Annotated in this window: 23 protein-coding genes; 12 read left to right on the top strand and 11 right to left on the bottom strand. The window is 72.8% G+C overall.

Annotated features, from left to right (window positions below; genetic code table 11):
- Positions 1–97 precede the first annotated feature (97 nt).
- The 5 genes from RQG84_RS12050 to RQG84_RS12030 form a co-directional block, all read right to left on the bottom strand.
- Positions 98–556 (bottom strand): ribose-5-phosphate isomerase, encoded by a 459-nt coding sequence (locus tag RQG84_RS12050; protein ID WP_311210226.1) that lies wholly within the window; start codon positions 554–556, stop codon positions 98–100.
- Between the two features lie 33 nt (positions 557–589).
- A complete protein-coding gene (locus RQG84_RS12045) occupies positions 590–2029 on the bottom strand; it encodes a CDP-glycerol glycerophosphotransferase family protein (RefSeq protein ID WP_156368168.1) in 1440 nt (479 codons plus the stop codon).
- Positions 2030–2052: 23 nt separating this feature from the next.
- On the bottom strand, positions 2053–2955 hold the full coding sequence (locus tag RQG84_RS12040) for an alpha/beta hydrolase (protein WP_311210225.1): 903 nt from the start codon (positions 2953–2955) through the stop codon (positions 2053–2055).
- Between the two features lie 77 nt (positions 2956–3032).
- Positions 3033–4184 carry a glycerate kinase gene (locus tag RQG84_RS12035; RefSeq protein ID WP_311210224.1) on the bottom strand — a complete coding sequence of 384 codons (1152 nt, stop codon included), beginning with the start codon at positions 4182–4184 and terminating at the stop codon, positions 3033–3035.
- A 10-nt stretch (positions 4185–4194) separates the two neighbouring features.
- On the bottom strand, positions 4195–5568 hold the full coding sequence (locus RQG84_RS12030) for a GntP family permease (protein WP_311210223.1): 1374 nt from the start codon (positions 5566–5568) through the stop codon (positions 4195–4197).
- Between the two features lie 154 nt (positions 5569–5722).
- On the opposite strand from RQG84_RS12030, the gene RQG84_RS12025 reads away from it, so the two are divergent.
- Positions 5723–6865, top strand: coding sequence for a sugar diacid recognition domain-containing protein (locus RQG84_RS12025; RefSeq protein WP_311210222.1), 1143 nt, complete (start codon positions 5723–5725; stop codon positions 6863–6865).
- A 22-nt stretch (positions 6866–6887) separates the two neighbouring features.
- On the opposite strand, the gene RQG84_RS12020 is transcribed toward RQG84_RS12025, so the two are convergent.
- Positions 6888–7514 (bottom strand): DsbA family protein, encoded by a 627-nt coding sequence (locus RQG84_RS12020; RefSeq protein WP_055964961.1) that lies wholly within the window; start codon positions 7512–7514, stop codon positions 6888–6890.
- A gap of 187 nt (positions 7515–7701) precedes the next feature.
- Here RQG84_RS12020 and RQG84_RS12015 point away from each other — a divergent pair, with 187 nt between their 5' ends.
- From RQG84_RS12015 to RQG84_RS11985, 7 genes are read left to right on the top strand one after another with little or no spacing between them, the layout of a single operon-like run.
- Positions 7702–9261 carry an MFS transporter gene (locus tag RQG84_RS12015; RefSeq protein ID WP_311210221.1) on the top strand — a complete coding sequence of 520 codons (1560 nt, stop codon included), beginning with the start codon at positions 7702–7704 and terminating at the stop codon, positions 9259–9261.
- A gap of 1 nt (position 9262) precedes the next feature.
- Positions 9263–11428 (top strand): molybdopterin-dependent oxidoreductase, encoded by a 2166-nt coding sequence (locus RQG84_RS12010; protein ID WP_311210220.1) that lies wholly within the window; start codon positions 9263–9265, stop codon positions 11426–11428.
- The gene (locus RQG84_RS12005; RefSeq protein WP_311210219.1) at positions 11425–12921 is read left to right on the top strand and encodes an FAD-dependent oxidoreductase; all 1497 of its coding nucleotides are present in this window, start codon (positions 11425–11427) and stop codon (positions 12919–12921) included. The genes RQG84_RS12010 and RQG84_RS12005 overlap by 4 nt, the downstream gene beginning before the upstream one ends.
- Positions 12922–12967: 46 nt before the next feature.
- A complete protein-coding gene (nirB, locus tag RQG84_RS12000; RefSeq protein WP_311210218.1) occupies positions 12968–15541 on the top strand; it encodes a nitrite reductase large subunit NirB in 2574 nt (857 codons plus the stop codon).
- On the top strand, positions 15538–15903 hold the full coding sequence (gene nirD, locus RQG84_RS11995; protein ID WP_055964946.1) for a nitrite reductase small subunit NirD: 366 nt from the start codon (positions 15538–15540) through the stop codon (positions 15901–15903). Before nirB ends, nirD begins: the two co-directional genes overlap by 4 nt.
- A 2-nt stretch (positions 15904–15905) precedes the next feature.
- Positions 15906–17021 (top strand): uroporphyrinogen-III synthase, encoded by a 1116-nt coding sequence (locus RQG84_RS11990; protein WP_311210217.1) that lies wholly within the window; start codon positions 15906–15908, stop codon positions 17019–17021.
- On the top strand, positions 17018–17725 hold the full coding sequence (locus RQG84_RS11985; protein ID WP_311210216.1) for a sirohydrochlorin chelatase: 708 nt from the start codon (positions 17018–17020) through the stop codon (positions 17723–17725). The genes RQG84_RS11990 and RQG84_RS11985 overlap by 4 nt, the downstream gene beginning before the upstream one ends.
- Here RQG84_RS11985 and RQG84_RS11980 read toward each other — a convergent pair.
- Positions 17698–18849: a glutamate--cysteine ligase gene (locus RQG84_RS11980; RefSeq protein ID WP_311210215.1), complete on the bottom strand. Its 1152-nt coding sequence runs from the start codon at positions 18847–18849 to the stop codon at positions 17698–17700. The two genes, RQG84_RS11985 and RQG84_RS11980, sit on opposite strands and share 28 nt — an antisense overlap.
- A 47-nt stretch (positions 18850–18896) precedes the next feature.
- Between RQG84_RS11980 and RQG84_RS11975 the strand changes: the two genes are divergently transcribed.
- Together RQG84_RS11975 and pepN are read left to right on the top strand one after the other, a co-directional pair.
- Complete coding sequence (locus tag RQG84_RS11975; protein ID WP_311210214.1) at positions 18897–19571, top strand: methyltransferase domain-containing protein; 675 nt, start codon at positions 18897–18899, stop codon at positions 19569–19571.
- Positions 19572–19634: 63 nt separating this feature from the next.
- The gene (gene pepN, locus RQG84_RS11970) at positions 19635–22151 is read left to right on the top strand and encodes an aminopeptidase N (protein WP_311210213.1); all 2517 of its coding nucleotides are present in this window, start codon (positions 19635–19637) and stop codon (positions 22149–22151) included.
- 271 nt (positions 22152–22422) lie between these two features.
- Here the strand turns inward: pepN and RQG84_RS11965 are convergent, their stop codons facing one another.
- Complete coding sequence (locus RQG84_RS11965) at positions 22423–22704, bottom strand: hypothetical protein (RefSeq protein WP_311210212.1); 282 nt, start codon at positions 22702–22704, stop codon at positions 22423–22425.
- Between the two features lie 32 nt (positions 22705–22736).
- On the opposite strand from RQG84_RS11965, the gene RQG84_RS11960 reads away from it, so the two are divergent.
- Positions 22737–23651 carry a mechanosensitive ion channel family protein gene (locus RQG84_RS11960; RefSeq protein WP_311210211.1) on the top strand — a complete coding sequence of 305 codons (915 nt, stop codon included), beginning with the start codon at positions 22737–22739 and terminating at the stop codon, positions 23649–23651.
- Positions 23648–24097, top strand: a complete 450-nt coding sequence (locus RQG84_RS11955; protein ID WP_311210210.1) for a globin — start codon at positions 23648–23650, stop codon at positions 24095–24097. Before RQG84_RS11960 ends, RQG84_RS11955 begins: the two co-directional genes overlap by 4 nt.
- Here the strand turns inward: RQG84_RS11955 and RQG84_RS11950 are convergent.
- From RQG84_RS11950 to RQG84_RS11940, 3 genes are read right to left on the bottom strand one after another with little or no spacing between them, the layout of a single operon-like run.
- Complete coding sequence (locus RQG84_RS11950) at positions 24084–24824, bottom strand: acyl-ACP thioesterase domain-containing protein (protein ID WP_311210209.1); 741 nt, start codon at positions 24822–24824, stop codon at positions 24084–24086. The two genes, RQG84_RS11955 and RQG84_RS11950, sit on opposite strands and share 14 nt — an antisense overlap.
- A 25-nt stretch (positions 24825–24849) precedes the next feature.
- Positions 24850–25107 (bottom strand): biotin/lipoyl-binding carrier protein, encoded by a 258-nt coding sequence (locus RQG84_RS11945; protein WP_257728427.1) that lies wholly within the window; start codon positions 25105–25107, stop codon positions 24850–24852.
- Positions 25104–26654, bottom strand: coding sequence for an acyl-CoA carboxylase subunit beta (locus tag RQG84_RS11940; RefSeq protein ID WP_311210208.1), 1551 nt, complete (start codon positions 26652–26654; stop codon positions 25104–25106). Before RQG84_RS11940 ends, RQG84_RS11945 begins: the two co-directional genes overlap by 4 nt.
- Between the last annotated feature and the right edge of the window lie 120 nt (positions 26655–26774).

The raw sequence follows: 26774 nt of genomic DNA, 5'->3' as shown, positions 1-26774 counted from the left end.
TCTCGAGGGCCGGTCACGACGGGAGAGGAAGCCACCCGACGAGCCTAGTCAGCGCGCTGCGTACCGCACGACGACCCGTCGGGGCCGGCGACGAGGATCAGGCGAAGCCGCCGGTCCTCTCGTACGTGGCGAGCAGGTCGATCCGGCGCTGGTGACGCTCGGCTCCGCTGAACGGCGTGGTCAGGAAGGTCTCGACGATCTCGACGGCCTGCTCGAACGTGTGCATGCGCCCGCCGATGGCCATCACCTGGGCGTCGTTGTGCTCACGGGCGAGTGCGGCCGTCTCCGTGCTCCAGGCGAGCGCCGCTCGAGCGCCGCGCACCTTGTTGGCGGCGATCTGCTCACCGTTGCCCGACCCGCCGATCACGATCGCCAGCGACCCCGGCTCGTCGACCGCGGCCTGGGCCGCCGCGACGCAGAACGGCGGGTAGTCGTCGTCGGCGTCGTACTCGTGCGCGCCGTGGTCGACGGGCTCGTACCCGTGGTCGGTGAGCCACGCCGCGAGGGCGTCCTTGAGCTCGAGGCCGGCATGGTCGGTTCCGAGGTGCACGCGCATGCGGACAGTGTCCCAGAGCGGTCGGTTGCCGGTTCAGCGGCCTTCGCGCACCACGCGCCGCACGAACCCCGCGAAGGCGTCGGCGGACTCCTCGCCCCGGAACTCCCCCAGCACGTAGCGCTTGCGAGCCGACCGGGCCTCGGCCAGCGGGTCGTCCACGAGCAGGTCGTCGAGGACCTCGTCGAGGTTCTCGAGATCACCGCGCAGCACGTACGCGGTCTGGGCGATGGGGTACTCGTCGCGGAACTCCTCGACGCTCGACCGCATCGCCGTCATGCTGTACGGCTTCTCGGACTGCAGCCAGTCGGACACGACGCTGGACACGTCGGAGATGAGGGCGTCGGAGGCGTTGGTGCAGTCGGCCACGCTCCACTCGACGTCGGCGCGCCGTCCCCACACGTGCGCGGGACCGCCGGCGGCCCGGTCGGCCTCGAGCAGCCCGTGGATCTCGTGCACCACGGCCCGTCGGATGCGCCAGCGGTAGCTGAGCGGGTGTGGCCGGAAGACCACGCGCACCCCGCGTCGCAGGAGGGCGGCGACGATCTTCGGTCCCTGCTCGAGCGAGGAGAAGTTGACCGCGGGATCGAGGCCGTGCCACGTCGGCGCGTAGAGCACGGTCGGCTGCTCGAGGGACCCGATGGCACCGCGAGCGGGCTCGATGTCCCACGCCTGGGGGCGGCCGAGCACCTCGAACTTGTCGGCGTCCACGTGGATGCCGTGGTTGGCGTACCGGTCGATGCCCGCCTGGCCGCACACGACGAGGACGTCGTAGTCCGCGTGCCGGGGGTTGTAGTTGGCCGGCTTGTCGGAGTCGCCGTGGTTGAGCCACACGTGCGTGATGTCCCGGCGCGCCATGAACCGGGCGTTCGTCTGGGCGTTCTGCACGTAGAAGAAGGCGCGGAGGCTGGGGACCAGCGCGTCGTCGAGGTCCTTCATCCCCCGTGACCCCAGCTGCACGAAGGGCGATCGCAGCGGGGTGTCGCCCTCGGTCAGGATCCGCTCGACGTACTTGGCGTGCAGGTTGATGATGACGTTCGGCTCACCGGAGCGCAGCAGGTAGGGCTCCCACATGCGCAGCTGCCACGGACCGCCCGACCTGCCGGCGTAGGCCATCGCCGTGGTCGGGGCGTGACGGACCAGGGCGCGACGCAGACGTCTGCGGTGCCGCCAGTGCCGCAGCGTCCCCTCCGACGCGCCGACCGCGAGCGCGACGGCCACCACGACCCCGGGCACCGCCACGAGGGGCGTCGGGCGGGTGAGGGCGAGCACCACCAGGACGGCGAAGGCCGCACCCAGCAGCGCGGTGCGCAGCAGCGGCACCAGGCGGTGCGGGGCCGGAGGTCCGTCCGCGACGCCTCGCAGGCCGTAGGCGTGGGTGGGGACGACCACCAGGGGTTCGCGGCTGAGCTGCCGGTCGAGAAAGCGGCGCCAGGCTGGGCGCTCGGTCTGCCCCGGCTCGGCCTGCTCCACCACGCGCGACAGTATGCCAGCCGCGATCACGCCTCCCGTGCCGCGGACCGCGCCGTGTCGAGCCATCCGCCGACCGCGACCACGAGGGCTCGAGACGCGTCGAAGACGGCCGGCTGCCGCCAGAAGGAGTGGATCATCCCGAGGGCCCGGTGCGCGGTGACCTGCACGCCGGCGTCGGCGAGCGCTGCCGCATACGCCTCGCCCTGGTCACGGAGCACGTCGTGCTCGCACGTGACGACGACGGCGGGCGGGTGCTCGGCCAGGTCGGCTACGCGGAGCACGCTCACCTCGGGCTCGTCGGCCCGCTCCCCCGGCGCGTACGCCTCCCACATCCAGGTCATGTCGTCGATGCCGAGGGCGGCGTTCCCGAGCGACGGGTCGAGCTCGGCCCGGCGGTCGGTGACGGGGTACAGCAGGACCTGGTGGTCGAGGAGTGCCGGGTCGCGCACGCACAGCCCCGCGACGAGGTTGGCGCCGGCGGAGTCGCCGATCGCGGGGACCCAGTCGGTGTCGACCCGGTGGCCGCGGCCGTTCGCGCGGAGCCATCGGGCGGCGCGCTCCACGTCGTCGAGGCCCGCCGGGAACGGGTGCTCCGGAGCCAGTCGGTAGTCGACCGACAGCAGGGCCCAGCCGGTGATGTGCGCGAGGTACCGGCAGAAGACGTCGTGCGTCTCGACGTCGTGCATGACCCAGCCGCCCCCGTGGACGTAGAGGGCCACGGGTGCACCGAGCCTCGGACGGTAGAGCCGGCACGGCACGCCGTCGGCGTCCACGTCGGCCACGTGGTCGAGGCCGATGCGGTCCTGCTCCAGGGCGGCCGCCCGCGACTGCGCACGGATGTCCCTGACGGCATCGAGGTCCAGCGGCGGCCCGCCGTCGTGGGACCCGAGGGCCTCCAGGTAGGCCCGGGCCTGGGGGTGCAGCGTCATGAGGTCAGCGTAGGCCGGACGGGCCTGCCCACGTGTCCGCCGAGAGCGGGTGGGACGCGGTGTCGCGGCGGCAGAGGTCAGGCGGGACGCGCCCTCGCAGCCGCCCAGACGGCCGCCACGGCGCGCGCCGTCGCCTCCAGGTTCGCCGCAGCGCGACCCATCGCCTCGTCGTGGTCGACGACGCCCGGGACCACGCTGAGGACCGCGGTCATCCCGGCGTCGAGCAGCTCGTCGGCGCCTTCCCCGAGCGAGCCGGCGAGGGCCACGACCGGGATGCCGCGGGCGCGCGCACGCCGCATCACACCCACCGGCGTCTTCCCCGCGAGCGACTGCCGGTCCAGGCGTCCCTCACCGGTCAGGACCAGGTCGGCTCGGTCGAGCAGGTCGTCGAGCCCGACGGCCTCGGCCACCAGGTCGAAACCGGGTCGGAGCCGCCCGTGGAGGAGGGCGAGGACCGCGAACCCGATGCCGCCGGCGGCCCCGGCTCCGGGCGTCGTGGCGTCGGCACCGAGGCCCGCCCCCGCCAGCACGTCGGCGAGGTGCGCGAGGTTCCCGTCGAGCAGCGCGACCGACGTGGGGTCGGCTCCCTTCTGCGGCCCGTAGACCGCAGCCGCACCGTCGGGACCGGTCAGCGGGTTGTCGACGTCGCAGGCCGCGAGCACCTCGCAGTCGGCGAGGCCTCGGTGGCGACCGTCGGTGTCGACGCGGACGATGCGCCCCAGGTCGTCCCCACCGCCGACGACGTCCTGCCCGTCGGCGTCGATGAACCGCACGCCCAGCGCCCGGGCGAGGCCGGTGCCACCGTCGGTGGTGGCGCTCCCCCCGAGACCCAGGACGATCCGACGTGCCCCGAGGTCGAGCGCGGCAGCGATCAGCTCACCTGTGCCGTACGACGTGGCCCGCCCTGCGTCACGCTCGTCCGGAGGCACGAGGGCGAGCCCGCTCGCCGCCGCCACCTCGACAACGGCCGTCGGCGGTCCGGGCCCACCCAGCACCCCGAGCTCGGCGTCGACCGGGTCGCCGAGCGGCCCCTGCACACGTCGACGCTCGAGACGTCCACCCGTCGCCTGGACGAGCGCCCTCACCGTGCCCTCGCCACCGTCGGCGAGCGGCACCAGGTCGCAGGTGCTGCCGGGTGCGCCGAGCAGCCACCCGCGCTCCAACGCGGTGGCCACCTCGGGGCTGGACAGGCTCTCCTTGAAGGAGTCGGGTGCGATCACGACGTGCACGGCCGTCTCCTCAGACGAAGAGGGACAGGACGGAGACGACCGCGATGGCCGACACGCCCATGACACCGGTGGCGGCCGTCTGGGCCGCGTAGGCCTGCTTGACGCTCATCCGGCTGAACTGGCTGACCACCCAGAAGTAGCTGTCGTTGGCGTGCGACACGACCATCGCGCCGGCGCCGATGGCCATGACGACCAGCACCCGCCCGTAGTCGGAGTCGAAGCCGAGATCCCCCACCAGCGGCGCCATCAGCGCCGAGGTCGTGACCAGCGCGACGGTCGAGGAGCCCTGTGCGGTCTTCAGCGCCGCCGCCACGAGGAAGGGCACGAGGATGCCGATGCCGAGGTCCGACAGCTGGTTGCCGAGGTAGGAGCCGACCGGCGTGGCCTGGATGACCGCGCCGAAGGCACCTCCCGCTCCCGTGATCAGCAGGATGGGTGCCGCCTCGGTGATGCCGAGCGTGATGCGGGCGTTCAGCTGCTCGACGAAGCCGGAGCGCGGCAGCAGCGGCAGGGCGCAGACCACACCGACGAGCAGGGCGACGACCGGCAGGCCGATGAAGCGCAGCGCCGTGGCGACAGGGCCGTCGCCCAGCGGGGAGGTCGGGTAGGCGGCGACGGATCCGAGCATGATGAGGATCAGCGGCACGAAGATCGGGGCGAACGACGCCAGGGGGCTGGGGAGCGTCCCGAGGTCCTCGCGCAGACGCCCGAACTCGGCGATCCGCGCCTCGACCTCCTCCGCGGGCACACCGTCGGGCAGCACGTCGCGGAAGCGCCTGGACCACAGGTTGCCGGCCACGGCCGCGACGAGGGCCACCGGGAGACCGACGAGGATGACCAGCCCGAGCTGGTTCCCGAGGCCGAGGCTTCCCGCTGCGGCGATCGGTCCCGGCGTCGGCGGGACGAGCGTGTGCGTGGCGAAGAGTCCCGTGGCGAGCGCGACCGACATCGCGACCGGCGAGATGCGCTGCCGGGCGGCCATCGACTCCTTGAGCGAGTTGAGGATGACGTACCCGGAGTCGCAGAAGACGGGGATGGAGACGATGTAGCCGATGACGGACATGGTCACGGTCGGGAAGCGCTGACCGATCTTCTTCACGATCCAGTCGGCCATCGTGATGGCCGCACCGGACTTGTCCAGGATCACCCCGATCACGGTGCCCAGGACGATCACGAGTCCGATGTTGCCGAGGGTCGAGCCGAACCCTGACGTGATCACGCCGACCAGCCCCAGGTCCTCCCCCTCGTCGAGCAGCGGGAGGCCGAAGACCAGGCCGCCCACCAGCGCCGTAATCAGCAGCGCCGCGAACGGGTGCAGCCTGACCACGCTCGCGAGCACGACCAGACCGAGCACCAGACCTACCAGCACGAGGACGTCCGCCATCTGTCTCTCCTTCTCGAGGTGACGGCCGTCACAGAGCCGCCCCTCCATCGTGGGGACAGGACCTCACCGGGCGCTACGGGCAGGTGACCAGACGTGGAGCAGTCGTCGACGATCATCCAGGGCATCTGCACAGCCGACGTCCGATACTGGGCTCATGAGCTCCCTCAGCGAGGACGTCGCCCAGCGCATCGTCGACCGCACGAGTGCCGTGATCGGCCACAACGTGAACGTCATGGACGCGCGCGGCACGATCCTCGCGAGCGGGCACCCGTCCCGGCGCGGAGAGCAGCACGAAGGCGCGCTCCTGGCCGCCCAGGGCGACCGGGCCGTCGTGATCGACGCGGACCAGGCCCGGGGCCTGCGCGGGGCACACCCCGGGGTGAACCTGCCGCTGCGGCACCACGGCGAGGTGGTCGGGGTGGTCGGCATCTCGGGCGACCCCGCAACGGTCCAGCCGCTCGCGGACCTGATCCGGGTCACGGCCGAGCTGATCGTGGAGCAAGCCGGGGCGCTCGAGAGCGGTCAGCGTCTGCAGCAGGAGCGGGAGGACCACCTCTGCGCCGTGGTCGAGGGCCGGGTCGACCCGCTCCACGCCGCCCGGCGGGCCGAGGAGCTGGGCATCACCGACCTGCTGCGCTGCTGCACCGTGGTGCGCGCCGAGGGCACCGCCGGTGCGGGCGCGTTGCGCACGCTGCAGCGCCACCTGGTCCGCCGACCGGACCTGCTCGTCGCCCGCACCCGGTCCGACGAGCTGGCGGTGTGGTGGCCGACTCGTGTCCCCGACGCCGACGCCGACGTGCACCGCGCCGTCGACGCCCACCCGGGCCGGCTGGTGGCCGCGTCCGGACGGGGGTTCGAGGGGCCGCAGGGACTACGACGAGCCTGGGTCGCCGCGCAGGACGCGCTGGCCGTCTCCGGCCTCGAGGCGGACCTGTACGACCCGCGCGACCTGCCCCTGGTCGCGCTGCTGCGCGGCCTGGCCGACGACTGGCGGGCCGACGCCCTGTCGGAGCCGTGGCGTGCCCTCGTGGCCGCGGACCGTCACGGCGACCTCCGGGCGACCCTGCGGGCCTGGTTCCAGCACGACCTGAGTCCGCACCGGTGCGCGGAGGCCCTGCATGTGCACCGCAACACCCTGCGCGGACGCCTCGACCGCATCCAGGTCGTGACCGGCCTGGACCTGCGACGGGTGCCGAGCCTGGTCCAGCTCTACCTGGGCCCGATCCTCGCGCAGGAGGCGTCCTCGGGACGTCCCCTCGATGGTGCCGCCGCACCGACGGTCGCAGCGGCCGACTGACCCCGCCGCCGCGCCGTCACGCTCAGTCGAAGATCGGGTCGCGGTCGCGGGTGCGCTTCAGCTCGTAGAACCCGTCGTACCCGGCGAGCAGCCGCGCGCCGTCGAACACCCTGCCGGCGTCCTCGCCCTTGGGTGCGGGCGACAGCACGGGGCCGAAGAAGGCGGTGCCGGCGACGGAGATCACGGGGGTGCCGACCTCCTGGCCGACCCGGTCGATGCCGTCGGCGTGCGAGGCGCGGACGGCGTCGTCGAGCGACGTGTCCTCCGCGGCGTCGGCGAGCTCGGCGGGCAGGCCGACCTCGGCCAGGACCTCCTCGTAGAGCTCACGCGTGAAGTCGCGTCCGCCGGGGTGACGGGCCGTGCCGATGGCGGTGTAGAAGGCGCGCAGCTTCTCCTGCCCGTGCTGCTGCTCGATCGCGATGGCCAGCCGGACGGGACCCCATCCGGCCTGGATCATCTCCTTGTACTCGTCGGGGACGTCCTTGTCCTCGTTGAGCACCGACAGGCTCATCACGTGGAACACGGTGTGCACGTCGCGCACCTGCTCCACCTCGAGCATCCAGCGCGAGGTCATCCACGCCCACGGGCAGAGCGGGTCGAACCAGAAGTCGACGGTCTCGGTGGTGGCGGTGGCGTCGGTCGAAGTCATGCCCCGATCCTTCCACGCGAGCCCCAGCGCGCTCGGCGACCCGGCGATCTCACAGTGCCACCCCCGACCGTGTGCGGACAGTGTTACCGAGCCCTGACGTCGGGCGGTGCGCCGCGAAACACGTCGTCCCTAGCGTTCGAGACGTCCTGGGGCCCCTCGGCCCCTCCCGGATCGAACGAGGAAGTCCATGACGATCGAGCTCGACACGCCCCGCTCCGCTCCGTCGGCACCGACCCGGGCCGCGACCCCGCCACCGCAGCGTCGCACCGGACGGTGGATCGACCACTGGGACCCGGAGGACCCCGCGTTCTGGGAGTCGCGGGGACGTCGGGTCGCGCGGCGCAACCTCGCCTGGTCGATCTTCGCCGAGCACCTCGGCTTCTCCGTCTGGCTGTTGTGGAGCGTCACGGCCACCTTCCTCGCCTCGGCCGGCTTCGCGTTCACCCCCCAGCAGCTGTTCTGGCTGGTCGCGGCTCCCAACCTCGTCGGCGCCCTCATCCGGCTGCCCTACACGTTCGCCGTGCCCCGGTTCGGCGCCCGCAACTGGACGGGCGTGAGCGCCCTGCTCCTGCTCGTGCCGACCGGGCTCTTCGCCTGGTTCGTGCAACGGCCGGACACGCCGTACTGGGTCTTCATCGTCATCGCGGCGACGGCCGGCGTCGGAGGCGGGAACTTCGCCTCCTCGATGGCCAGCATCAACTTCTTCTACCCGGCGAGCCGCAAGGGCGCGGCACTCGGTCTCAACGCCGCCGGCGGCAACCTCGGTGTCTCCCTGGTCCAGCTGTTCCTGCCCGTCGTGGTCGGCGGTGCCGGTCTCTTCGGACTCGTGCAGGCCAGCGGCTCCGGGATCGCGCTGGAGCGGGCGGCCTACGTGTGGGGAGGTCTGGCCGTCCTGGCCGCGGCCGGCGCGTTCTTCTTCATGAACAACCTGTCGGTGGCGGCGTCACGACCCCGCGAGCAGCTGCGCGTGGTGACCTACCGACACACCTGGATCATGGCGCTGCTCTACATCGGCACCTTCGGCTCCTTCATCGGCTTCTCCGCGGCGATGCCCCTGCTCATCAAGATCAACTTCTGGAACCAGCCCGTGCCCGACGTCGTCGGCATCGGCGTCAACGTGGCCTCCTTCGCCTTCCTCGGCGCCCTCGTCGGCTCGATCACCCGACCGTTCGGCGGCTGGCTGGCCGACCGGTTCGGCGGAGCACGGATCACCGTCGTGTCCTTCGCCCTCATGACCGTGGGCACGCTCGCGGTGCTGCTCACCCTCACCCGGCTGACCCCCGTGCCCAAGATCGACCCGACCACCGTCGACCCGGAGACCTTCACCTACCCGACCGCCGTGACGAGCGCGGTGGAGGCCAACGAGCAGGTGTTCTGGTTCTTCCTGGCCGCCTTCCTCTTCGTCTTCGCGGCCTCCGGCGTCGGCAACGGGTCGACCTACCGGATGATCCCCATCATCTGGAAGGTGCAGGCCGAGCAGGCGGGGCCGGAAGGCTCGTCCGAGCGTCGCGACGCCCTCCTGCGCTCCACGCGCGAGGCGTCGGCCGTGCTGGGCATCGTCGGAGCCATCGGTGCGATCGGTGGCTTCCTCATCCCGATGACGTTCGGTGCACCGTGGATCACCGACCCGGTCTCCGCGGTGAAGACGGCCTTCGCCCTGTTCGCGGCGTTCTACGTGGTCTGCCTGGTGGTCACCTGGGCCGTCTACCTGCGGCCTCGGTCCGCGATGGCCCGCGCGAAGGTCTGACGTGCACGACAGCCCCAGCCCCATCACCGACACCGACACGCACTGCCCCTACTGCGCCCTGCAGTGCGCGCAGCGGCTCGGCGGCCACCCTCTGGCCGCCGAGCCCCGCGACTTCCCGACGAACCGCGGCGGCATGTGCCAGAAGGGGTGGACGTCGGCGGAGCTGCTGCGCACCCCTGACCGGCTGGTGGAGCCGCTGCGGCGCACGCCCCGGGGGCTTCGACCGGTGAGCTGGGAGGAGGCGCTCGACGACATCGCCGACCGTTCACTCAGCCTCGCCGAGCAGCACGGACCCGATGCGCTCGCGGTGTTCGGCGGGGGCGGTCTCACCAACGAGAAGGCGTACCAGCTCGGCAAGTTCGCACGGCTGGCGCTCCGCACACGGATGGTCGACTACAACGGGCGGTTCTGCATGTCGTCCGCCGCGGCGGCGGCCAACCGGTCGCTGGGCGTCGACCGCGGCCTACCGTTCCCGCTCACCGACCTTCGGGACGCCGACGCCGTGCTGCTGCTCGGCAGCAACCTCGCCGACACCATGCCACCGGCCGTCCAGCACCTCGCCGGCGCTCGGGAGCAGGGCGGGCTGGTCGTCGTCGACCCGCGGCGGTCCGCCACGGCTCGCCTGTGCGACGACGGCGCGGGGACCCATCTGCAGCTCGTTCCCGGCACCGACCTGGTGCTCCTGCTCGGCCTGCTGCACGTCGTCCTCGGTGAGGGCCTGGCCGACACCGCCTACCTGCACGAACGCGTGGACGGGGTGGAGGAGGTCCGCCGTTCCGTGGCCTCCTGGTGGCCCGAGCGCGTGGCCTCCGTGACCGGCGTCCCGGAGCCGCAGCTCCGCGCCGTCGCCCGGCGGCTGGCCGACGCCTCCCCGCACCGTGGCGGACGGGGCGCCTTCGTGCTCACCGGCCGCGGGGCGGAGCAGCACACCGACGGCACCGCGACGGTGTCGGCCGCGATCTCCCTGGCACTGGCCCTCGGGCTGCCCGGCGCCGAGCGTGGTGGCTACGGCGCCCTCACCGGCCAGGGCAACGGGCAGGGTGGCCGCGAGCACGGGCAGAAGGCGGACCAGCTCCCCGGCTACCGGTCGATCGAGGACCCCGCCGCCCGGGCCCACGTCGCGGGGGTGTGGGGTGTCGACCCCGACGCCATCCCCCGGTCGGGGGTCCCCGCCGTCGAGCTGCTGGCCCGGCTGGGCACCGCGGACGGTCCGCGCGGACTCTTCGTGCACGGGAGCAACCTGGTGGTGAGCGCTCCCCGCGCCGGTGCCGTGCGCGAGCGGCTCGCCTCGCTCGACCTGCTCGTCGTGTGCGACGTGGTGCCCTCCGAGACGGCACTGATGGCCGACTACGTCCTGCCGGTCACGCAGTGGGCCGAGGAGGAGGGGACGATGACGAGCCTCGAGGGTCGCGTGCTGCGGCGCCGACGCGCGGTCACGGCACCGCCCCAGGTCCGCGACGAGCTCTGGATCTGGGCCGAGCTGGCCCGGCGGCTCGACGCCCCCGGCACGTGGTCCACCGAGTCCCGGGAGGTCTTCGACGAGCTCGCCCGTGCCAGTGCCGGCGGACGGGCCGACTACGCGGGCATCACCCACGACCGGCTGGACACGGGCGAGGCCCTGTACTGGCCGTGCCCCGATCCGACGCACCCCGGGACCCCTCGCCTGTTCACCGAGCGCTTCCCCACGGCCTCGGGACGGGCCACGATGGTGCCGGTCTCGTCCGACGGACCCGACGACGCCGTCCGCGAGGACGCACCCATCCACCTGGTCACCGGTCGCCTGCTGCAGCACTACCAGTCCGGGGCCCAGACCCGGCGGGTCCCGGCGCTGCGCGAGGCCGCCGGCGAGGCCCACGTCGAGATGCACCCGGCGCTGGCGGCGCGGCTCGGCGTGGACGCCGCGGAGCTGGTCCGGGTGACCTCGACCCGTGGCTCGATGGTCGCCCCGGCACGCCTGACCCGCGACATCCGCCCCGACACCGTCTTCGCGCCCTTCCACTTCTCCGGCGACGGACTCGTGAACGCCGTCACCAACGACGCCACCGACCCGGTCTCGGGGATGCCGGAGTTCAAGGTCTGCGCCGTGACCGTCGAACGGGTCGAGCCGGGAGCGGGCGTCCGCCGACCGACCGACGCACCCGCCACGCTGCTGGAGGTCGAGTCATGAGGATCGTCGTGGTGGGGGCCGGGATGGTGGGCCACCGGTTCGCCTCCGAGGCGGTACGCCTGCGCCCGGACGCCGACGTGGTCCTCGTCGGCGAGGAGCCCTACGAGCCGTACAACCGCGTGCTGCTGTCGGAGCTGGTGGCGGGTCGGACCGACCTGGCCGCCCTCACCCTCCCGGCCACTCCCGGCGTCGAGGCGCTGCGGGGCGTGCGCGCGGTCGGTCTCGACCGCGCCGCTCGACGCCTCGCCCTCGACGACGGCACCACGCTGGCGTGGGACCACCTCGTGCTGGCCACCGGCGCACGGGCGCGCACGCTCCCCCTGCCGGGCCTGGACACCACCGACGGGCCGCCAGTCCCCGGCGTGCACGTGCTGCGGAGCATCGACGACGCCCGCGCCGTCGTCGCGGGTGCCCTGAACGCCGACCGCGCCTGCGTGGTGGGAGCCGGCGCCATCGGGACCGAGGTGGCCTGCGGCCTGCGCCGTCGCGGCCTCGAGGTGACGGTGCTCGCCTCCCGCGACGGCATCCTCGACCGCGACCTCGACGAGCACGTCGCGCAGGTGGCCGGGCGCACGCTCGCCGACCTCGGGGTGCGGCTCGTGCCGCGGGCCGGGATCCGCGGCATCGAGGTGCAGGACGGGCACGTGGCCGCGGCCGTCCTCGGCGACGGCACCCACGTCGGCACCGACCTGCTGGTGCTGGCCACCGGGTCCGTCCCCCGCACCGAGCTCGCGGCGCAGGCCGGCCTCACGGTCCGCCACGGCATCGTCGTGGACGAGGACCTGCGCACGAGCGACCCGAACGTCAGCGCGATCGGCGACTGCGCCGAGACGGCGGACGGCGTCAGCGGCCTGGTTGCTCCCGGCTGGGCCCAGGCCGACGCCCTGGCGGCCCACCTCGTGAGGTCGACGCCTGTGCCGATGCTGGCGGTGACCGGGGCGGCGATGCGGCTCAAGGCCGTGGGCCTGGACGTGGTCACGGCCGGCGTGCGGGCCTCGACGGCCCGGCCCACCGACCGCGTGGTGGCACTCGACGACGGCGGTGCGCGACGGTTCGTGGAGGTGGTCGTGCGCCAGGGCACGCTCGTCGGCATGACGTGCGTGGGCGCGCCCGACCTCGCCGCTCGACTCTCCGTGCAGCTCGATCGCCCGGGCATCGCCCCGCCCGACCCGCTGCAGCTGCTCGTGGGCGCACCGGAGGAGCAGGCGGGCTCCCCCACGGCGATGCCGTCGAGCACGACGGTGTGCCGGTGCAACGGCGTGACCAAGGCCGACGTCGTCTCGTCGTGGGACGACGGCTGCTGCACCCTCGACGAGGTCGTCGCGGCCACACGCGCCACGACCGGGTGCGGAGGATGCCGCAGCCTCGTGTGCGGCCTGGTCGACTGGCTGCAGGAGGTCGACCCTCCTGCGCGACCCGCACCGGCACCCACCCCGACGGCGATCTCACGCCCCGCACCTCAGGAGCGTGAGACAGGTGTTGCAGCCCGGTAACCGTGGACGTCGTGCGTCGACACACGTCGTTCGTAGCGTCCACGACATGGAACGCAGCACCCTGGTCGTGGCCGGAGCGGGCATGGTCGCCCGTCGTCTCGTGGAGGCCCTCGTCGAGCGGGGCGCCACCGACACGTGGGACGTGGAGGTGTTCGGCGACGAGCCGCACGCCCCCTACGACCGGGTCGCGCTCACCAGCTACTTCGACCTCGAGCGACCCGAGGACCTGCTGCTCGGGGACCAGGCCCTCTGGAGCACGCCGGGCGTCACCCTGCACACCGGCGCCCCGGTGCAGTCCGTCGACACCGCGACCCGGACCGTCGTGGCCGGTGGCGAACGGCGTCGCTACGACGCACTGGTGCTGGCGACCGGGTCGTACGCCGCGGTCCCCCCGGTCGAGGGAGCCGACCTGGCCGGCTGCTTCGTCTACCGCACGATCGAGGACCTCGACTCCCTGCGCACGTGGATCGACGGGCGGTCGTCCGCGCTCCGGCGACCGGTGCGAGGCGCCGTGGTCGGTGGTGGCCTGCTGGGGCTCGAGGCCGCGGGCGCCCTCACGTCGCTCGGCGCCGAGACCACGGTCGTGGAGTTCGCGGACCGCCTCATGCCGGTGCAGGTCGACCCCGGTGGCGGCGAGGCGCTGCGCCGGCTGATCGAGGGTCTCGGCGTCCACGTGCGCACCTCGACCGCGACCTCCCGCGTGGAGGCCGACGACGAGGGTCGTGTCCGCGGCATGGAGTTCGCGTCGGGCGACCGGCTCGACGTCGACGTCGTGGTGTTCGCCACCGGCGTGCGACCCCGCGACGAGCTCGCCCGGGGCGCCGGGCTCGACGTGCACCCACGCGGTGGTGTGCTCGCCGACGCCGGCTGCCGCACCAGCGATCCCGCCGTGTTCGCGATCGGCGAGGTCGCCTGCGTCGCCGACCGTGTGTGGGGCCTCGTCGGGCCCGGCTACACCATGGCCGAGGTGGTCGCCGACCGGCTGCTCGGCGGGGAGGCCGCGTTCACCGACGCCGACCTGTCCACCAAGCTCAAGCTGCTCGGGGTCGACGTGGCCAGCTTCGGCGACGCGTTCGGCGCGACGCCCGGCAGCCTGGAGGTCGTCTACGCCGACCCCGTCCAGGGCCTCTACAAGAAGCTCGTGCTCAGCGACGACGCGTCCACGCTGCTCGGCGGGGTCCTGGTGGGCGACGCCTCGGCCTACGGCAGCCTGCGGCCGCTCGTGGGGCACGCCCTCGGCACCGACCCCACGGGCTGGTTGCTGCCCGAGTCCGCCGAGCGACCCACGGGCGGCGCGCTGCCCGACGAGGCGACCGTGTGCTCGTGCAACAACGTGACGGCCGGTGCCGTGCGCTGCGCCGTCACCGAGCAGGGCTGCACCGACCTGGCCGGGGTGAAGGCCTGCACCAAGGCCGGCACCAGCTGCGGCTCGTGCGTGCCGATGGTCAAGCAGCTGCTCCAGGCCCAGCTGGCCGAGGCCGGGATGGAGGTCAGCGACGACCTCTGCGAGCACTTCTCCCTCAGCCGCGCGCAGCTGTTCGACGTCGTGCGCGTCAGCGGGATCCGTACCTTCAGCGAGCTGGTGGCCCGCCACGGCCGTGGTCGCGGCTGCGACGTGTGCCGGCCGGTCGCGGCCTCGATCCTGGCCTCGCTCTACCAGGAGCACGTCCTCGACGGCGAGGGTGCGGCGCTGCAGGACACGAACGACCACGTGATGGCCAACATGCAGAAGGACGGCACCTACTCGGTGGTCCCGCGCATCCCCGGCGGCGAGGTGACCCCCGAGGGACTGATCGTCATCGGCGAGGTCGCGAAGGACTTCGGCCTGTACACCAAGATCACCGGCGGCCAGCGGATCGACCTGTTCGGGGCGCGCATCGAGCAGCTGCCCGCCATCTGGTCGCGTCTGGTCGACGCCGGGTTCGAGTCCGGGCACGCCTACGGCAAGTCGCTGCGCACCGTGAAGTCGTGCGTCGGGTCCACGTGGTGCCGCTTCGGCGTGCAGGACTCCGTCGGCCTCGCGATCGCCCTCGAGCTGCGGTACCGCGGGCTCCGCTCGCCCCACAAGATCAAGCTCGGCGTGTCCGGCTGCGCGCGCGAGTGCGCCGAGGCGCGCGGCAAGGACGTCGGCGTGATCGCCACCGACCAGGGCTGGAACATGTACGTCGGCGGCAACGGCGGGTTCACGCCCCGGCACGCCCGGCTCTTCGCCGAGGACCTCTCGACCGAGCAGCTGGTCCGTGCCATCGACCGGTTCCTCATGTACTACGTGCGCACGGCCGACCGGCTCCAGCGCACCGCGCCCTGGGTCGAGTCGGTCGAGGGCGGCCTCGACGCCGTGCGTGCCGTCGTGATGGACGACGCCCTCGGCATCGCCGCCGACCTCGACGCGGCCATGGACGCCCACGTCGGGGGCTACCGCGACGAGTGGGCGGCCACGCTCGAGGACCCGGAGAAGCTCCGCAAGTTCGCCTCGTTCGTCAACGCGCCCGACGTCGCCGACCCCGACCTGGCCTACGTGCCCGAGCGCGGCCAGAAGCGACCCGCGTCGCCGGCCGAGCGCGGCGTCGTCATCGCCGGCGACACCTTGCCCGTCCGCACCGCAGGAGGCCCACTGTGACCACGTCCCTCGTCCCGACGCAGACCACGACGGCCCACGCCGTGTGCCGCGTCGACGACCTGCACCCCGACCGCGGAGCCGCAGCGCTGGTCGACGGCCACCAGGTCGCGCTCTTCCTGCTCGCCGACACCGGTGAGGTGCTGGCGGTCTCCCACCGCGACCCGTTCACCGGCGCGAACGTGATGGCCCGTGGGCTCGTCGGGTCGCGGGGCGAGGCCGCCACCGTCGCCTCGCCCCTGCACAAGCAGACCTTCGACCTGCGCACCGGCCGGTGCCTCGACGACCCCGACGTGTCCATCGCCACCTGGCCCGTCTCGGTCGTCGAGGGCGTCGTGCACGTGCTGATCGACCAGACTGGGTGACCGTGAACGTCCTTCGACCCGTCCTCGCCGGCACCGCGGTGCTCGTCACCGCCCAGCGCCGGGCCGAGGAGCTCGCCGGCGCCCTGCAACGACGCGGGGCCGAGGTCACGACGGCGTCGTCGCTCGGGGTGGAGTCGCACATCGACGAGGCCGGTCTGCTCGCCGAGACCCGCCGACTGCTCGCGGACCCGCCGGACGTCCTGGTCGTCACGACCGGCATCGGCTTCCGTGGCTGGCTGGACACCGCAGAGGCTTCCGGCGTGGGGCACGACCTGGTCGAGGCGCTGGGCCGGACCCGCATCGTGGCCCGGGGGCCGAAGGCCCGGGGTGCCCTCCAGGCCGCGGGACTCACCCCGGACTGGGTCGCGGAGTCCGAGACGTCCGCCGAGATCGTCACGCTGCTCCTCACCGAGGGCGTGTCGGGTCTTCACGTGGCGGTGCAGCACCACGGGGCCGGTGACGACGGCATCGAGTGGGCGTTGCAGGACGCGGGCGCGACCACCACCACGCTCGTCGTCTACCGGTGGGGCCCACCCCCCGACCCCGAGGCCGTCGAGCGCTCCGTCCGCATCGCCACCTGCGGCGGGTTCGACGCCGTCGTGTTCACCTCGGCGCCGGGCGCCTCGGCGTGGTTCGAGGTGGTCGAGCGGCAGGACGGCCTCGACGCCTTGCAGCACCTGGTCGCGGCGCGGCGGCTGACGCTCGCCGCGGTCGGACCCGTCACGGCCGAGCCCCTGGTGACGCGCGGCTTCCGCCCGCTCGTGCCGGAGCGCTCGCGCCTCGGCGCCCTCGTCCGTGAGCTGATCGTGCACCTCGGTGAGGACGCCGCCGCGATCGAGGTGCCGGACGGACAGCTCCGCCTGCACGCCACGACCGCCACCCTGGACCACACGATCCTGCCCGTCTCGCCGAGCGGGCTCGCCGTGCTGCGGCTCCTGGCCGAGAAGCCCGGCAGCGTCTGCACGCGCGAGCAGCTGCTCGACGTGCTGCCCGGGGACTCGCGCGACCCCCACACCGCCGAGATGGCCGTGGCCCGGCTTCGCGACGCGGTCGGCCGGTCGACCATCCGCACCGTCGTCAAGCGCGGCTACCGCCTCGCGGTCGAGGAGGAGACATGAGACCTGCGCTCGTCGCCACGTCCCACGGGACGTCGAGCCCCCAGGGCCGCAGGGCCGTGGCCGCCCTCGTCGAGGCGGTCCGGCAGCGGCTGCCGCACGTGGAGGTCCTCGACGCGTTCGTCGACGTGCAGGAGCCGTCCCCGGACGCGGTGATGGCGCGGCTGCGACGGCCGGCCGTGGTCGTGCCGCTGCTCCTCGCGCCGGGGTTCCACGCGCGGGTGGACATCGCCCGCGCGGCGAGCGTTCCCGGCGCCTCGGCGGCTCCCACCCTGGCCCCGGACGGCCGTGTCGTCACCGTGCTCGTCCGGCGGCTCCTCGAGGCCGGGACGTGCGACGACGACGTCGTCGTCATGGCGTCGGCCGGCTCGAGCGACGACGACGCCCGGGCCTGCTTCGAGGAGGTGGCCCGCGACCTCAGTGCCGCCATCGGCCAGATCGTGCCGGTCGGCTACGTGGGCGGCACCGGACGACCGCTCGACGACGTGGTCGCCGACGCACGCGCCGACGGGGTCGACCGACGCGTCGTCGTCTCCTCGTTGCTCATGGCGCCGGGCTTCTTCCACGACCGCATCGCCCACGCCGACGTCGACGTGGTGGCCCGGCCGCTGCTCGACGACGGTCCGGTCGACACCCGGCTCGTTGACCTCGTGCTGGAGCGGTACTCCGATGCCGTGGCTCAGGGGGCGTGGAGCGGCACGGGCTGACCGGCTCGCATCTCCTCCACGAGCGACGCGACGACCGCGTCGAGGCGACCGTCGTGCGCGGCGGCGACCCTGCGCTGACGTTCGTACGACGGCCCGCGCCGGACGATGTCGTCGATGCCGGCCAGCTCGTCGGTGCAGCCGAGCCGCTCGGCGACGGGCTCGAGCGTGACGAGCAGCCGGGCGAGGTCGGCCGTGACGAGGTCCTCGTGGGCGTGCTGGTCGAGGATGAGCCAGGAGTCCATGCCGTACCGCGCGGACCTCCACTTGTTCTCCTGGGCGAACCAGGGAGGCAGGTCGGGGAGCTCGTGACCGGCGTCGAGCTCGCTCGAGAAGTGCTCGACCAGGCAGTGGGTGAGCGCGGAGACGCTCATCAGCTCGCTCATCGTGGGGATGCCGTCGCACACGCGGACCTCGAGCGTCCCGAACTTCGGGGACGGACGCAGGTCCCACCGGATCTCGTCGAAGACGTCGATCACGCCGGTCGTGGTCAGGTCCTGCACGTAGTGCTCCAGCTCGGACCACTCCTGGAAGTGGAACGGCAGCCCCGCCGTCGGGAGCTGCTGGAACATGAGGGCGCGGTTGGAGGCGTACCCCGTGGCCTTGCCGCCCCAGAACGGCGAGGACGCGCTGAGTGCCTGCAGGTGTCCGTAGTACGCGAGCATCGCGTTGCTGATGGGCAGCACCTTGTCGCGGTCCTCGATGCCCACGTGCACGTGCACGCCGTAGATCAGCATCTGGCGGCCCCACCACTGCGTGCGGTCGATGAGCGTCGCGTAGCGCTCCTGGTCGGTGACCTTCTGGTTGTCCCAGCGGGCGAACGGGTGGGTGCCGGCGCACATCAGCTCGACCCGGAGGGGGTCGGTCACGGTGCGGATCTCGTCGATCGCCTCCTGCAGGTCGGCACCGGCCTCGGCCACGGTCCGTCGCGGCCTGGACACCACCTCGACCGTGTTGAGGAGCAGCTCCTGGCGGATGAGCGGGTGCTGGCCCCCTCCCTCGGGGGCGACGGCGTCGAGCACCGTCTGCGCGACCTGGCGCAGGTCGCCGGAGTCGGCGTCCACGAGGGCGAGCTCCCACTCGATCCCGACGGACGAGCGCTCGGAGCGCGCGAAGGGAAGATCCACCCCCTCATCCTGCCCCAGGACGGCGGCCGAGGCCTTATCGTCCCAGCATGCGCGACGTGAGCGGGGCCTGGCGGTCCGACCACCCGTGGGCCGTCGTGTACGACAAGGTCAGCGGTGACCCGCGGCTCGGTGCGCTCCTGTGGCGCGTGGGTGTCGGCTCGAGCATCGACGAGCTGCACCGGCGGGCCCGCCGCGAGCTGACCGCCCTCCCGCCCGGGTCCACGGTCCTCGACGTGCCCTGCGGCGGGGGCGTGGCCCTGCGCGACGTCCCACCGGACGCGGCGCTGCAGTACGTCGCCGCCGACATCTCCCCCGCCATGCTCGACCGCACGCGTCGCGAGGCCGAGCGCCTCGGCCTGCCCGACGCGGGCCCGCTCGCCGTGCGGACCCGCGAGGCCGACGTGCAGGACCTCGAGGACGCGGACGACACCTACGACCTCGTGCTCGCCTTCACGAGCCTGCACTGCTTCCCCGACCCGGAGGCCGCCGTGCACGAGCTGGCCCGGGTGCTCAAGCCCGGCGGACGCATCGTCGTCAGCGTGTTCTGCTCCGACGCCGGCCTGCGGTTCGTCCCGGTCCACCTCGCCGGTCGCGCGGTCGGGGTGCTCGGCCCCGGGGTCCGGCGCGGCGACGTCCGACGGTGGCTCGTGGAGGCCGGCTTCGTGGACCTGCGGCTGGACCAGGCCGGTGGACTCACGTACGCCGACGCCACCCTCGCCTGATCCCGGACGGTCGGCCGCCGACCGCGCACCACGGTGTCCTCCGCGGTGCATAGAGTGGGCGGCATGCCCGGAACCAACTTGACCCGTGAAGAAGCGACCGAGCGCGCAGGCCTCGTCTCCACCGACCACTACGTCGTCGAGCTCGACCTCACCACGGGCGAGGAGCGCTTCGGCTCCACCACGACCCTGCGGTTCGGCGCGGTCCCGGGCTCGTCGACCTTCGTCGACCTGGTCGGCGCCGAGATCGGCGCCATCACGCTCAACGGCACCCCGCTCGACCCGGCCACCTACGCCGACAGCCGCATCCCGCTGCCCGACCTGCAGGCCGAGAACGAGCTGGTCGTCGAGGCCACGTGCGCCTACTCCCACTCCGGCGAGGGCCTGCACCGCTTCGTCGACCCCGTCGACGACCGCGTGTACCTGTACACCCAGTTCGAGGTCCCGGACGCGCGCCGGGTCTTCGCCACCTTCGAGCAGCCCGACCTCAAGGCCACCTTCGACTTCCGCGTCACGGCCCCGTCGCACTGGGCGGTCGTGTCCAACTCCCCCGTCGCCGAGACCATCGAGGTCTCCGACGGCGCCAGCACCCGGGTGTTCGAGACCACCAAGACCATGTCGACCTACATCACCGCCCTCGTGGCCGGTGAGTACCACGGCGTCGAGGACGTCTACGTCGGCGAGTACGGCGAGATCCCGCTGGGCGTCTGGTGCCGCCAGTCCCTCGTCGAGCACCTCGACGCCGACGACATCCTGCTCGTCACCAAGCAGGGCTTCGCGTTCTTCGAGGACGCGTTCCAGATGGCGTACCCCTTCGGCAAGTACGACCAGCTCTTCGTGCCGGAGTACAACATGGGCGCGATGGAGAACGCGGGATGCGTGACCTTCCGCGACGAGATGATCTTCCGCAGCCGGCAGACCGTCGCCGCCTACGAGCAGCGGGCCAACACGATCCTGCACGAGATGGCGCACATGTGGTTCGGCGACCTCGTGACCATGAAGTGGTGGGACGACCTGTGGCTGAACGAGTCGTTCGCCGAGTTCGCCGCGCACCACTCGTCGGTCGAGGCCACCCGCTTCACCGACGCGTGGACCGGCTTCACCAACAACCGCAAGAACTGGGCCTACCGCCAGGACCAGCTGCCGTCGACGCACCCCATCGCCGCCGACAACTACGACCTGCACGCGGTCGAGGCCAACTTCGACGGCATCACCTACGCCAAGGGCGCCTCGAGCCTCAAGCAGCTCGTGGCCTGGGTGGGGGTCGACGACTTCTTCGCCGGCCTGCGCTCGTACTTCACCAAGCACGCCTACGGCAACACCACGCTGCAGGACCTCCTCGTCGAGCTGCAGGAGGCCTCGGGCCGCGAGCTCGACTCGTGGGCGGCGGAATGGCTGCAGACGTCGGGCGTCAACACGCTGCGCGCACGCTTCGAGACCGGCGACGACGGCACGTTCACCTCCTTCGCCGTCGAGCAGACCGCGATCGAGGAGTACCCCACGCTGCGCCGCCACCGCATCGCCATCGGCCTCTACGACGTCGTCGACGGCCGGTTCGTGCGCACCGAGCGCATCGAGACCGACGTGCGGGGCGAGCTCACCGAGGTCCCCGAGCTCGTCGGCCTGCGTCGGCCGGCCCTGGTGCTCCTCAACGACGACGACCTCACGTACGCCAAGATCCGCCTCGACGAGCAGTCGTTCGGCCAGCTGGTCGAGCACGACATGGCCTTCACGGAGTCGCTGCCACGGGCCCTCTGCTGGGGCTCGGCGTGGGACATGACGCGCGACGCCGAGCTGCCGTCGGCCGACTTCGTGTCGCTCGTGCTGGCCGGCGTCGGCTCCGAGACCGACCTGACGGCCGTCGCCTCGCTGCTGCGCCAGGGCCAGTCCGCGGTCAACCTGTACACCTCCGACGAGGACCGACCGCCGCTCGCCGAGCGCTGGGAGGCCGGGGTGCGCGCCCTGCTCGAGGCGGCGGAGCCGGGCAGCGACCACCAGCTGGCGTTCGTGCGCGGCTACGCCGCCGCGACCACGTCGGCCGAGCAGGTGCGTGCCCTGCTGGACGACGGCCTGCCGGGGCTCGACGTCGACACCGACCTGCGCTGGACGTTCGTGACCGCTCTCGCCCGCCTGGGCGCGGCCGACGAGGCCGACATCGCTGCCGAGCTGGAGCGCGACAACACCATCTCCGGCCGTGAGCGCGCCGCTGCCGCGCGCGCCATCCGTCCCACGGCCGAGGCCAAGGAGGCGGCCTGGCAGGCCGCGGTGGTCGACGAGTCGACCCCCAACGAGACCCGTCGCCAGACGGCGTCGGCGTTCCAGGTCTCGGGGCAGGGCGACGTGCTGGAGCCCTACGTGCAGCGCTACCTCGAGATGGCCGAGTCGGTCATCGAGGACAAGGGCGTCTGGATCGGGCAGGTGGCGCTGGTCTACCTGTTCCCGCTCGCCAACCCCGCGCCGTCCACCCTCGACGCGGTCGACGCGTGGCTCGGCTCCACCGAGGCCTCGGCCGCGGCCAAGCGCTACGTGAGCGAGGGTCGCGACGACCTCGCCCGCGCCCTGCGCGCCCGCGCCCCCCGCTGACCGCGGCCGGGAGATTCCCAGGACGACCTGGGAATCTCCCACCACGCACGGAGAACTCAGCCGCGCACGGGAAGCAAGCCGTGCGTCCCTGCGATTCCCAGGACGACCTGGGAATCTGCGCGACGCGTCGGAGCGGGTGCCCCCGCTCCGCGATTCCCATCAGCTGATGGGAACGCCACACTCCCCATGGCGTACGCCATGGGGAGTGGGTGAGAACGCAGGTGGGTCCGTGATTCCCATCAGCTGATGGGAATCACCGAGCCGGCCGGGCTCAGTGGTGAGCGGCCTCGTTGCCCGGAGCCACCTCGAGGTCGGTGGACGGCGCCGGGGGCACGTAGTTGTTGCGCGCCGTGAGGAGACCGAAGAGCGACACGACCACGAACAGGCCGACGGTGCCGCCGCCGAACAGCAGCAGCCACTCGAGCCAGCTGCGCTCGGGGGCCGCAGGCCAGGCCTCGGAGGCCGGCGAGTCGGCCCAGGCGGTGGCAGAGGTCGTGCCGAGCACCACGAGCGTGGAGACGACGACGGCGAGGATGCGCGCGGGAGCCTTCATGGCCACCATCGTATCGCCCGTAGGCTGGAGGCATGCTCGGCCTCGACGTGAACCTTCCCCAGTCCTGGACGTGGGAGTCCCTCACCACCAGCGGGACCCGCATCGTCGCGATCACCGCCCTGGCGCTGCTGCTGCGCTGGGTCGCCCGCCGGGCCATCGGTCGCATCGTCAAGAAGACCGGTGAGGGGCAGGTCCCCGGCGCGATCGCGAACACCCGCGCCGGCGCCATCCTGTCGGACATGCGCCCCGGCGCGGGCGAGCGGCGCAAGCAGCGGGCCCAGGCGATGGGAGACCTGCTCGGCTCCATCGTCGGCCTGGTCATCGCCGGTGTCGCGTTCGTCATGATCCTCGACGTCGTGGGCGTCCCCATCGCGCCGCTGCTCACCAGCGCCGGCATCGTGGGCATCGCGCTCGGCTTCGGCGCCCAGACGCTGGTGAAGGACTACCTCGCCGGCGTCTCGATGATCCTGGAGGACCAGTACGGCGTGGGCGACTCCGTCGACCTCGGCGAGGCCAGCGGGATCGTCGAGGCGGTGGGCCTGCGCATCACGCGGCTGCGCGACGTGAACGGCACCGTCTGGTACGTCCGCAACGGCGAGATCCTGCGGGTCGGCAACCAGAGCCAGAACTGGGCCCGCACGGTCCTCGACGTGACCGTCGCCTACGACTCCGACCTCGACGTCGTGCAGGCGATCCTGGCCGAGGAGGCGGAGGCGATGTACCACGAGGAGCGCTTCGCCGGGGTGATCATCGAGGAGCCCGAGGTGTGGGGCGTCGAGCGCTTCGACAAGGACGGCGTGGTCGTCCGCGTCGTGCTCAAGACCGCGCCGCTGCAGCAGTGGCTGGTGGCCCGCACCCTGCGTCAGCGCGTGAAGCGACGCTTCGACCAGTCCGGCATCCGCATCCCGTCCACGGCGGCCGTCCCGTTCGAGAGGACCACCGAGTGAGCTCGTTCTACGACGAGATCGGCGGCCACGCCACGATCGAACGCATCGTCGACGTGTTCTACGCGGGCGTGGCCACCGACGAGCTGCTGCGCCCGATGTACCCCGAGGAGGACCTCGGCCCCGCGGCGGAGCGGTTCACGCTGTTCCTCGAGCAGTACTGGGGCGGGCCCACCACCTACAGCAACACCCGCGGACACCCGCGCCTACGGATGCGACACGCCCCGTTCGCCGTCACCATGGCCGCGCGCGACCGGTGGCTGCACCACTTCCGGGCCGGGCTCGACGCCGTGCAGCTCACGCCCGAGCAGGACGCCCAGTTCTGGGCCTACGTGCAGCACGCGGCGACGTTCATGTTGAACACCGCCGACGAGCCCTCCCCCGACCAGGCCTCACCCGGGCTCACGCCCACCGTTCGACGCGGCGCAGGACCGGTCAGCGAGGGCTGAGCTGCTCGGTCAGCACGGCGCGCTCGTCGTCGTCGAGGACGCGTGAGCGCTGCGCCTGGAGGTCGAAGCCGACCAGCACGGCCTCGGCCCGTCCGCGCCGCCCCTCGTCGAAGAGCGTCGTGACCGTGAAGGACGAGCGGCCCACCCGCGTGACGACCGTCCGGGCCGGGTAGGGCTCGCGCTGCCACCCGAAGGGCTCACCGAGCGTGAGGTCGACCTGGGCGACCACGAAGCGTGCGGCGCCACCGGCGCCACCGGCGCCCCGCACCCGTGCCACCGAGGCGATGCGCGCCTCCTGGGCGAACTCGAACACCGCGATCGGCGTGGCCACGTCGCCCGACCCGAGGTCGCTGCGCCGGACCGCCACGTCGTAGCCCTCTCCCCCGCCCGGCACGTCGCCCTCAGGCGCCGGGGCGTCCGACCACGTGACCCGCGCGAAGGGCGACGCGCTGGTGGCGGGGGCGATCTCCTGCACCAGCCGGCTGCCGTCGTCGGTGGACGTCACGCGCAGCGGCGTGCGGCTGAGCAGCAGGGGGCGCAGGAACTCCACGGAGATCGAGCGGGCCGAGCGGTCGGCCAGCTCACCGGCGGCCACGTGCACGGCGCGCGCCTCGGAGGCGTAGTCGAGGTACACGACGTTGTTGACGTGGCTCAGCTCGTCGAGATCGGCCCAGCGCATGGGCAGCTCGTGCTCGAGCCGGGTCGGGTCATGAAGCGGGTTCGACACCCGTCGATGCTCTCAGACCGTGCTCTCAGGCTGGGGTGGGGACGCCCTGGTCGGTCGTCTCGATGACGACGAGGGTGTCGCCCTCCTGGACGATCTGGCCCTCGGTCACGAGCACCTCGGAGACCGTGCCGGTGGCCGGCGCGTGCACCGGCAGCTCCATCTTCATGGACTCCAGGACCGCCAGCACGTCGCCCTCGACCACCTGGGCTCCCACCTCGGTGACGAGCTTCCAGACGTTGGAGACGATGTCGGCCTTCGCGGCGGACGTGCCGGGGGCGCTCACGCCTGAGCCCCCTGGGCGCGCGGTGCCAGGACGCCGAGCGCCTGGACCATGCGGTCGCGGGTCTCCTCGGCGACGATCACGTCGTCGAGGATGCCGGCCTCGGCCGCGAGGTAGGGCCGGGCGACGTTCTCGCGGTACTCGGCGGCGAGCTCGTCGCGGAGGGCGTCGGGGTCCTCGGCGTCCTTGAGGGCGCGACGGTGCAGCAGCGCCACGGCGCCACCGGGGCCCATGACGGCGATCTCCGAGCCCGACCACGCCCAGGTGAAGTCGGCGCCGAGCGACCGCGAGCCCATGGCGATGTAGGCGCCGCCGTAGGCCTTGCGCACCACCACGGTGAGCACGGGCGACTGCGCCTCGACGTAGGCGCGCAGCATCGTGGCGCCCTGGGTGATCACGCCGCGACCCTCCTCGACCGTGCCGGGCAGGAAGCCGGGGACGTCGACGAAGGTCAGGACGGGCAGGCCGTAGCGGGCGCAGAAGTCGACGAAGCGCGACGCCTTGACCGACGCCTTCGCGTCGAGGATGCCGCCACGGGCCTTCGGCTGGTTGGCGATGATGCCGACCGGGCGTCCGTCGAGGTGGGCCAGCACGGTGAGCACGCTCGGGGCGTGCTCCGGGCTGAGCTCGAGCCGGGGACGGTCGTCGAGGACGCCGTCGAGGACCTCGTGCATGTCGAAGACGATGCTCGACTTGTCCGGCACCACGTGCGGCAGGCGCGCGACGGCCTCGGGCCGAGCGGGCACCGGCTCGACGAGGGCCTGCTGGCCGCCGACGTGCGACGGCAGGAACGAGAGGATGCCGCGGGCCGCGTCGAGCGCGGCCTGCTCGTCGTCGACCTCGAGGTGGGCGACACCGCTGGTCCGGGTGTGCATGCCGGAGCCACCGATCTCGTCGGCGGTGGCGTCCTCACCCGTCGCGGCCCGCACGATCTCCGGACCGGTGAGGAACATCTGGCCCTGCTCCTTGACCATGATCGTCCAGTCGGTGAGCGCCGGCGAGTAGGCGGCGGCACCGGCGCAGGGGCCGAGGATGAGGGAGATCTGCGGGATCTTGCGGCTGGCCTCGACGTTGTTGGCGAAGATGCCGCCGCAGCCGTGGAGGGCGTGGATGCCGTCGTGGATCCGCGCTCCGCCGGAGTCGTTGATGTAGACGATCGGGTGGCCACGGTCGATCGCGATGCGCTGGGCGCGCTGGACCGTCTCGGCGAACACCGCTCCGATGGCCCCGGAGGCGACCGCCGCGTCATGGCTCGCGACGACGACGGGTCGACCGCCGACGAGCCCCCACCCGATGACGACACCGCTGCCGCTGGAGGGTCCCGCCGTGCGCAACGGCGAGATCTCCACGAACGTGCCCTCGTCGACCAGGAGGTGCGCGCGTTCGCGCGCGGTGTTCACGCGTCGGCCACGGGGCTCGACGCGGGCGGTCCGCTCCTGACGTCGCTGCGCGAGGACGTCACGGTGGTGCGGTCGGCCGGCGTCCAGCCCGCTGTCGACTGCTGCGTCGGCTCCCGCGTCGAGGGCGGTGGGCACGTCGAGCTGCGTCATGCGATCTCCTGAAAACGTGAGGGTTTCCTCAACTGTACCGCAAAGCCGAGGAATCCCTCATCTTTGTGACCCACCTCGCCCCGCCGGTCGCGAGCGCGCCGAGGGGTCTGGCCGCGACTG

The sequence above is a fragment of the Aeromicrobium sp. WCS2018Hpa-31 genome, from assembly GCF_031843905.1.
Lineage (GTDB): Bacteria > Actinomycetota > Actinomycetes > Propionibacteriales > Nocardioidaceae > Aeromicrobium.
The sequence above is the reverse complement of the archived record's forward strand: the minus strand, read 5'-3'. Positions and strand labels throughout refer to the sequence as shown.

Bases quoted from the DNA above. Each gene is read 5' to 3' on its own strand.
- pepN (WP_311210213.1), top strand. From the start codon at position 19,635: ATGCCCGGAACCAACTTGACCCGTGAAGAAGCGACCGAGCGCGCAGGC.
- RQG84_RS11965 (WP_311210212.1), bottom strand. From the start codon at position 22,704: ATGAAGGCTCCCGCGCGCATCCTCGCCGTCGTCGTCTCCACGCTCGTG.
- RQG84_RS11985 (WP_311210216.1), top strand. From the start codon at position 17,018: ATGAGACCTGCGCTCGTCGCCACGTCCCACGGGACGTCGAGCCCCCAG.
- RQG84_RS12020 (WP_055964961.1), bottom strand. From the start codon at position 7,514: ATGACTTCGACCGACGCCACCGCCACCACCGAGACCGTCGACTTCTGG.
- nirB (WP_311210218.1), top strand. From the start codon at position 12,968: ATGGAACGCAGCACCCTGGTCGTGGCCGGAGCGGGCATGGTCGCCCGT.
- RQG84_RS11975 (WP_311210214.1), top strand. From the start codon at position 18,897: ATGCGCGACGTGAGCGGGGCCTGGCGGTCCGACCACCCGTGGGCCGTC.
- RQG84_RS12025 (WP_311210222.1), top strand. From the start codon at position 5,723: ATGAGCTCCCTCAGCGAGGACGTCGCCCAGCGCATCGTCGACCGCACG.
- RQG84_RS11940 (WP_311210208.1), bottom strand. From the start codon at position 26,654: ATGACGCAGCTCGACGTGCCCACCGCCCTCGACGCGGGAGCCGACGCA.
- RQG84_RS11960 (WP_311210211.1), top strand. From the start codon at position 22,737: ATGCTCGGCCTCGACGTGAACCTTCCCCAGTCCTGGACGTGGGAGTCC.
- RQG84_RS12030 (WP_311210223.1), bottom strand. From the start codon at position 5,568: ATGGCGGACGTCCTCGTGCTGGTAGGTCTGGTGCTCGGTCTGGTCGTG.
- RQG84_RS12005 (WP_311210219.1), top strand. From the start codon at position 11,425: ATGAGGATCGTCGTGGTGGGGGCCGGGATGGTGGGCCACCGGTTCGCC.
- RQG84_RS12050 (WP_311210226.1), bottom strand. From the start codon at position 556: ATGCGCGTGCACCTCGGAACCGACCATGCCGGCCTCGAGCTCAAGGAC.
- RQG84_RS12040 (WP_311210225.1), bottom strand. From the start codon at position 2,955: ATGACGCTGCACCCCCAGGCCCGGGCCTACCTGGAGGCCCTCGGGTCC.
- RQG84_RS12015 (WP_311210221.1), top strand. From the start codon at position 7,702: ATGACGATCGAGCTCGACACGCCCCGCTCCGCTCCGTCGGCACCGACC.